The organism is Corynebacterium sp. (genome assembly GCF_022712195.1).
GTDB lineage: Bacteria > Actinomycetota > Actinomycetes > Mycobacteriales > Mycobacteriaceae > Corynebacterium.
This window is the reverse complement of sequence record NZ_JALAGY010000003.1, coordinates 1-6,769: the sequence shown is the minus strand read 5'-3', so window position 1 is coordinate 6,769 and position 6,769 is coordinate 1. Positions and strand designations below refer to the sequence as shown.

6 protein-coding genes and 1 other RNA gene are annotated in these 6,769 nt (G+C 67.2%); 1 reads left to right on the top strand and 6 read right to left on the bottom strand.

The window, feature by feature from the left end; genetic code table 11:
- Nucleotides 1-717: 717 nt before the first annotated feature.
- The 4 genes from ssrA to ftsE all read right to left on the bottom strand — a co-directional run bounded on the left by ssrA (nucleotide 718) and on the right by ftsE (nucleotide 3,377).
- Nucleotides 718-1,095, bottom strand: a transfer-messenger RNA (tmRNA) gene (gene ssrA, locus Q0A34_RS00125).
- 101 nt (nucleotides 1,096-1,196) lie between these two features.
- Nucleotides 1,197-1,748 (bottom strand): SsrA-binding protein SmpB, encoded by a 552-nt coding sequence (gene smpB / locus Q0A34_RS00120; RefSeq protein ID WP_291477278.1) that lies wholly within the window; start codon nucleotides 1,746-1,748, stop codon nucleotides 1,197-1,199.
- Nucleotides 1,749-1,769: 21 nt separating this feature from the next.
- Nucleotides 1,770-2,672: a permease-like cell division protein FtsX gene (gene ftsX / locus Q0A34_RS00115; protein ID WP_291477276.1), complete on the bottom strand. Its 903-nt coding sequence runs from the start codon at nucleotides 2,670-2,672 to the stop codon at nucleotides 1,770-1,772.
- A 15-nt stretch (nucleotides 2,673-2,687) separates the two neighbouring features.
- Nucleotides 2,688-3,377, bottom strand: coding sequence for a cell division ATP-binding protein FtsE (gene ftsE, locus Q0A34_RS00110; RefSeq protein WP_291477275.1), 690 nt, complete (start codon nucleotides 3,375-3,377; stop codon nucleotides 2,688-2,690).
- Nucleotides 3,378-3,490: 113 nt separating this feature from the next.
- Here ftsE and Q0A34_RS00105 point away from each other — a divergent pair, with 113 nt between their 5' ends.
- Nucleotides 3,491-5,134: an AbgT family transporter gene (locus Q0A34_RS00105; RefSeq protein ID WP_291477274.1), complete on the top strand. Its 1,644-nt coding sequence runs from the start codon at nucleotides 3,491-3,493 to the stop codon at nucleotides 5,132-5,134.
- 8 nt (nucleotides 5,135-5,142) lie between these two features.
- Here the strand turns inward: Q0A34_RS00105 and Q0A34_RS00100 are convergent, their stop codons facing one another.
- Nucleotides 5,143-5,832, bottom strand: coding sequence for a hypothetical protein (locus Q0A34_RS00100; RefSeq protein WP_291477273.1), 690 nt, complete (start codon nucleotides 5,830-5,832; stop codon nucleotides 5,143-5,145).
- Nucleotides 5,825-6,418, bottom strand: a complete 594-nt coding sequence (locus Q0A34_RS00095) for a TetR/AcrR family transcriptional regulator (protein ID WP_291477271.1) — start codon at nucleotides 6,416-6,418, stop codon at nucleotides 5,825-5,827. Before Q0A34_RS00095 ends, Q0A34_RS00100 begins: the two co-directional genes overlap by 8 nt.
- Nucleotides 6,419-6,769 lie beyond the last annotated feature (351 nt).

Below are 6,769 nucleotides of genomic sequence, written 5' to 3'. Positions count from 1 at the left end.
GTGCTGGAGCTACAGCTCGGTCCGGAGCCGGATCACGTCGTACAGGAGCTGCCTCTTCGTCCTGATGCGGCTCAGGTGGCGAAGTTGTTGTGGTGGGCTCTTCACTGCCGGCTGTGGGCGCCCCGACCGGGGGACGAGCCGTACTGCTACTTGTTGTTTTCTCGGCTGAGGCGGGTTCATCTGCAGAATCGGAGCTCGGGAGCAGTAGTCCGCCTCCGATGAACGAGACGATGGCCACGGCCGCAATCACACCCCAGTGGCGTTTCATGGGTGCACCGGACCTGGCCTTACGTTCGTGGAGGAACCACCAGACGCCCGGGAGGGCGATTGCGACGGCAATGAGCACCATGGGAAAATCAATGGTGAACACTGAAGCCAGGAGCAGGATGCCGCCGAACACCACGGAGGCTAAGGCGAGGGCGAGTTTCAGGTACCGGATTCCCGGCGTTGGGCGAGGTGTGGGTTGCTGACCCGAGACAGGGTTACTCAAGGTGGGCGGCTCCTTCTGAAGAATGGTGTCTGTCACTAGATCGTCTGAGAGAATCTAACGGCATGACATTTCATAGCAGAAATTAACACCATGCCCCCGGGGGTACTTCTCCTCGCCGTACCCCCGGCAGTCGGCAGGCCCCCTGCCACTCCGGCACATCAGTCTCAGCAAACACACAGCCACCTACGCCGCAAAGAACCCCTGACCCGTGAGGGTCAGGGGTTCTGCAGTGGAGCCGCCGGGAATTGAACCCGGGTCCTTCGCGACCTCGCCAGGGCTTCTCCGTGCGCAGTCCGCGGTCATCTCTGCTCGGCTCTCCGGGTCATGCGGACGTGCCCGGATGATGAGCCCAGTCGTTCTGGAATGTCCGCCACTCGCCCGAACGACAGGACGGTGGCGTCAAGTCCCTTAGCTGATGCCAGTGACCGGGTCAGGGACCTACCCGGGCTGACAGACACGCGGTCGCTGATTAGGCAGCGAGGGCGTAGTCGCGCTGAGTGTTCTTCTCGGCGCCTATAGGTTGCTGCGACGCTTACGGTGGTCTCCAGCCTGCACCGGCACGCTTCCCCTGGCTCAATGCACGAAGTCGAAACCTGATCGACCCCGGTGACTTTCGTCGGTCGTGCATTCCCCGCCACCGGAAAGCTCGGCGGTGGCAGGATGACTCATCCTAGTGCGGGTGGGTCACCCCGGTCAACCCGGGTATTCAGCCCTTTATTCCCTTGATCCGGCGGCCGAGTTCACGGGTCGCCTCGCGCTCCTCGGTGCGGCGCTTGATGTCCTGCCGCTTGTCGTAGTCCTGCTTACCGGTGGCCAGCGCGAGCTCCACCTTCAGGCGGCCGGAGACGAAGTAGAGCTGCAGCGGGACCAGGGTGTTGTTGCCGTCGCGGACCTTGCCCATCAGCGAGTCGATCTCGCCGCGGTGCAGCAGGAGCTTGCGGACGCGGCGCGGCGCGTGGTTCGTCCACGTACCCTGCGCGTACTCGGGGATGTGGAGGTTCCGCAGCCACACCTCGCCGTCGTCGATGGTGGCGAAGGCGTCCACCAGGGACGCCTTGCCCTGGCGCAGTGCCTTGACCTCGGTACCGACGAGGGCGACCCCGGCCTCGACGGTGTCGAGGATGCGGTAGTTGTGGCGGGCCTTGCGGTTGGTGGCGACGACGAGCGGGCCACCGTTCTTCGTGCCGGGCTTCCCCGGCCTGGCGGCCTTCTCGCCCTTTTTCCGTCCGGAATCCACCGGTGTGCTCTTCTTCGCCATAGCCCGACGAAGTCTACCCGCTTACTTCTTCACGTACCAGCGCAGTGTGACCTGCGCAGTCACGCCGGCGACGAGGGCGCCGGCGAGGATGACGAACGGCGACACGAGCCAGATGTCGGTGGCGGTGATCCTGGCGATGAGGTTCGCGTTGTACAGGGACCCGAGCGCCTGGTCCAGCAGGAAGGTCTTGCCCAGCAGCAGTGCACCGACCGAGAGCAGCGAACCGATGAGGGACGCCAGCACCGCCTCGAGGATGAACGGCGCCTGGGTGTACCACCGTGTCGCACCGACCATGCGCATGATGCTGGTCTCGTGCCGGCGGGAGAAGGCCGCGAGCTGTACCATGTTCATGATCAGGAAGACGGCGGCGACCGCCTGGACGGCGGCCAGGACGAAGCTGGCGTTGCGCACCGCGTCGAGGTTCTGCGTCGCTCCACGCAGGTCGTCCTGCTGGTCGACGATGGTGGCCACCCCGGGCTTCTCGGCGATCTCGTCGATGGGGCTGGTGTCCAGCGGGTCGGCGAGGCGCACGTGCAGCGCCGCGGGGAAGGCGTCCTGCGAGGTCTGTTCGACGAGCACGGGGTCGGACTCCCCGAACAGCTCCACGAAACGCTGGTAGCTCTGGTCCTTGTTGCGGAAGGTCACCGACTCGACGTCGTCGTCGGCCTCGAGGGTGTCGCGGATGTCCCGGCAGACCTCGCTGGAGCAGTCCAGGTCGTCGGAGGAGATCTCGTCGTCGAGCTGGACCATGACCTCGATGCGGTCGAGGTAGAGCTCCTTGGTGTCGGCTGTCATGTTGGTGATCAGCACACCGGTCGCCAGCAGCGCCAGCGAGATGGCGGTGGTGATGACCATCGCGACGGTCATCGTCACGTTGCGGGTCAGCCCGGCGAAGGCTTCCTTGAGCACGAAACGTATCTTCATGGTCGTGTTCCTTCCCTAGCGCCCGACGGCGTAGATGCCGTGGGCGTCGTCGCGGACGAGCTTGCCGTTGGACAGTTCCAGGACGCGACGACGCATGGAGTCGACGGCGACGTCGTCGTGGGTGCTCATCACGACGGTGGTTCCCCCACGGTTGATGCGGTTGAGCAGCGCCATGATCTCAGCGGACGTGTCCGGGTCCAGGTTGCCGGTGGGCTCGTCGGCGAGCAGTACCAGCGGACGGTTCACCGTGGCCCGGGCGATGGCCACGCGCTGCTGCTCACCACCGGAGAGCTCGTCGGGCATGCGCTGCCCCTTCCCCGCCAGGCCGACCATGTCCAGCACCTCAGGAACCGACTTCTCGATGGCGTCGCGACGTCGTCCGGTGACCTCCAGGGCGAAGGCGACGTTGTCGTAGACATTCTTGTTCGGCAGCAGGCGGAAGTCCTGGAAGACGTAGCCGATCTTCTGGCGCAGCTGCGGCGTCTTCCGCTTGGGTAGGGTGTTGACGTGGAAGTCGGCGACGTGCAGGTCGCCGGCGTCGACCTCCTCCTCCCGGATCATGAGCTGCAGGAAGGTCGACTTGCCCGAGCCGCTGGGGCCGATGAGGAAGACGAACTCCCCTTTCCCGATCTCGACCGAGATGTCCTGCAATGCAGGCCGGGTGGATGTCCGGTATGTCTTGCTGACCTTGTCGAATGTGATCACGTCGCTACCGTACCCGACCGCCTGGGGCAAAAGAAGCGGATGTGACAGTTGTGACAGGACGGACTCCGTACATCTCCTGCGCATCCCCGGCCGCGTTGGTAGTCTGCGGCCCCATGACGCCACAGGAGACCCCGACCCGGCCGGAGGATGAGGCAGCATCGGCCACATCGGCCACATCGGCCGCATCAGCCACGTCGGCGAAGAAGACCACCCGCACCCCCGGATTCCTCGGATGGGTGGAACGACTCGGCAACCTGCTGCCGAACCCGTTCTGGCTGTTCGTGTGCCTGGCCGGCGTCGTGCTCGTGGCGAGTTGGCTGGGGTCCCTCATCGGGATGCACGCCACCGACCCGCAGTCCGGGGACGAGATCGAGGTCACCAACCTGCTCAGCGCCGACGGCCTGCAGCTGATCGTCTCCGGGGCCGTCACCAACTTCACCTCCTTCCCGCCGCTGGGCGTCATCATCACGGTGATGCTCGGTGTCGCGGTGGCCGAGCACTCCGGGCTGATCTCTGCGGCGGTGCGCTCCATGGTGGCCAGGACCGGGCCGAAGACACTGACCTTCGCCGTCGCCCTGGCCGGGGTCACCGGCTCCATCGCCTCGGACGCGATCTTCATCGTCATCATCCCGCTCGGGGCCATGGCCTTCAACGCCCTGGGACGCTCCCCCGTCGTCGGCGCGATCGTGGCCTTCGCCGCGGCCGCCGCCGGGTTCGACGCCTCCCTGCTGCTCAACATCACCGACGTCCTGCTCGCCGGCCTGTCCACCAGCGCCGCGCAACTGGTGGACCCGGAGTACGTGGTGAACCCGCTGGCGAACTACTACTTCGTCATCGCCTCGTCGATCGTCCTGGCCCTGATCATCACCGCACTGACCGAGCTGTTCATGGACCGGAAGATCCACCAGATCGTCGACCACGACGACGTCAACTACGACGAGGTCAACTTCACCGACGAGGACGGGCGGGTGGTCAGCGACCTGACACTGAAGCCCACCGAACGCCGCGGGCTGGCGCTCGTCGGACTCGCGGGCGCGGTCTTCCTGGCCGCCTACTTCGCGCTGCTGTTCATCCCCGGCTCCCCGCTGCAGGGCGAGGGCGGCGCCGTCATGGACAGCCCGCTGATCACCGACATCGCCGTGCCGATCTCCGTCGGCTTCTTCCTGCTGGGCACCGTCTACGGGCTGGTGGTGAAGAGCATCCGGAAGCCCACCGACATCCCCGACTTCATGGTCAAGGGGCTGCAGACGATGCTCCCCATGCTCGTGCTGTTCTTCGTGGTGTCCCAGTTCATCGCGTGGTTCGAGGCCTCGAACCTGGGCATCTGGCTGTCCATCAAGGGCTCGGACATGCTGCAGAGCTGGAACCTCCCCACCCCGGTCCTTTTCGCCTGCTTCGTGCTGATGGTCGCCTTCCTCAACATGATGATCACCTCCGGGTCCGCGCAGTGGGCACTGATGGCCCCCATCGTGGTGCCGATGATGATGTACATCGGCATCTCCCCCGAGGTCACCCAGATGCTGTACCGCATCGGCGACTCCACGACCAGCATCGTCACCCCGATGAACCCCTACTTCGCCATGGCGTTCGCCTTCCTGCTGCGCTACTACCGCAGGGCCGGGCTGGGCACGCTGATGTCCATGACGATCCCCTACTGCGTGGCGATGATGGTCGGCTGGTTCCTGCTGTTCCTCGCCTGGTGGGCGCTGGGTGTCCCCCTCGGCCCCGGCGCACCGATGGAGTACCCGGCCGGGTAGGGACGCCCTCACAGACGACGGTACTGCTGGCGTCCCTCCCGGTCGCGCACCATGAGACCGCGACGACGCAGCTCGTCCAGCGCCTCCTCCGCGGCACCGGGACGCCCGTCGGCCAGCGCCCGCCGCCGGGCCCGCAGCAGCTCCTCGTCCGCCCCGTCGAGACGCCCGTCGCCGTCCACCCAGGTGGTGAAGTCCGCGGTGTACGGGTCCACGGACTCCAGCTCCGGGTAGCCGTGCTCCCTCAGGGCCGCCCGCAGGCCGGGGAGCATCTCGTCCTCCACGGGGCCACGGAACACCTCCGCGGCACCGTGGTCCAGGACCACCAGTTCCTTGCTCTCGACGATGACGCGCGCGGCCGACGACGCGGGGATGAAGCGGTCGGCGTCCTTCGAACGGACGGTGACGCCGTCGTCGGCCACCTCGAGCGTGCCGGCACCCTCCGTCCACGACGCGGCGACGAGGAACCCGGCGACCGCACCGACCAGGCTGAGCACCGGCACCGCCCAGACGAACGGCAGCTCGGCGGCGAGCCGCAGCGGACCCGGCGCGTCCCCGATGAGCCCCAGCAGCCAGCCCACCAGCGGTCCGACGATGAACGAGGCCACGAGCCCCACCACCGCCCCGCCCGCGGTGAAGACGGCGGTGTATCGGGCGGGGATCCCCACGGTGGTGGCCGTGGGGTCGTCAGTGTCACTCATGGTGTGGTCCCTTCAGGTAGCCCAGCACGGTCCGCCGCACCTCGGACGAGGGCGACCTCCCCGGCACGGCGTTCAGGAAGCAGGCGTCGACGATCGCGAGCAGCCACTGTGCCGCGGAGTCCGCGTCCAGGCGCGGGTCCACCCGGCCGTCGCGTATCGCCTGGGCGATCAGTGCCGCCAGGCCGGCACGCTGGATCTCCGCGGCACGCTCGGCGACGGCGATGAGCTCGGGGTCGTGGGACATCCTGCGCAGCGACTCCACCATCAGACCCTGGGCGTGGGGGTGGGCGGCCTCCCCCGCGAGGGCGTCGACCACCTCGAGGACGGCCCCGAGCGCGTCGGGGGCGTCCGCGTACCGGGCGATGAGCCGCTCGGCGGCGGGGACGTCCTGCTCGAACGGGGCGCGGAACAACGACGCCTTGTCCGGGAAGTAGTAGAAGACGCTCGCCGGGCTGGTGCCCACCTCCGCGGCAATTTGCGCGACGCTGGTGTTCTCGTATCCACGGGCCGCGAACAGGCTCGCAGCGGCCCCGGCGATGACCGCCTTCTTCCGCTCGACCTCTTCCGGGTCCACCCGACGTGCCACCGGCGTCCTCCTCGGCCACTGATTAATTGACTGTTCAGTCAGATAATACACCGGGGTGGGGTCCGGGTCCACCCGACCCGCCACCCCGACGGCGCCACCTCGCCCGCTGGCGTAGGCTCGGGCAGCACCTCACCCACGTGCCTCACTCTCCACCGCCCCAGGGCGCCGTGGAACAGGACGACAACGCCGAGAGAGCCGGGAGGAGCACCGTGACGCACCGACTTCCGTGCCCCCTGCCGTCCCCCCTGCCACCCCGGGACGGCACCGTGCCGACAGGTCTCCGGCCCGTCGGCGACCGACCTCCTGCCGCAAACGTGACCGCAACCCGCTGACCAGCTCGCACACCGTCAC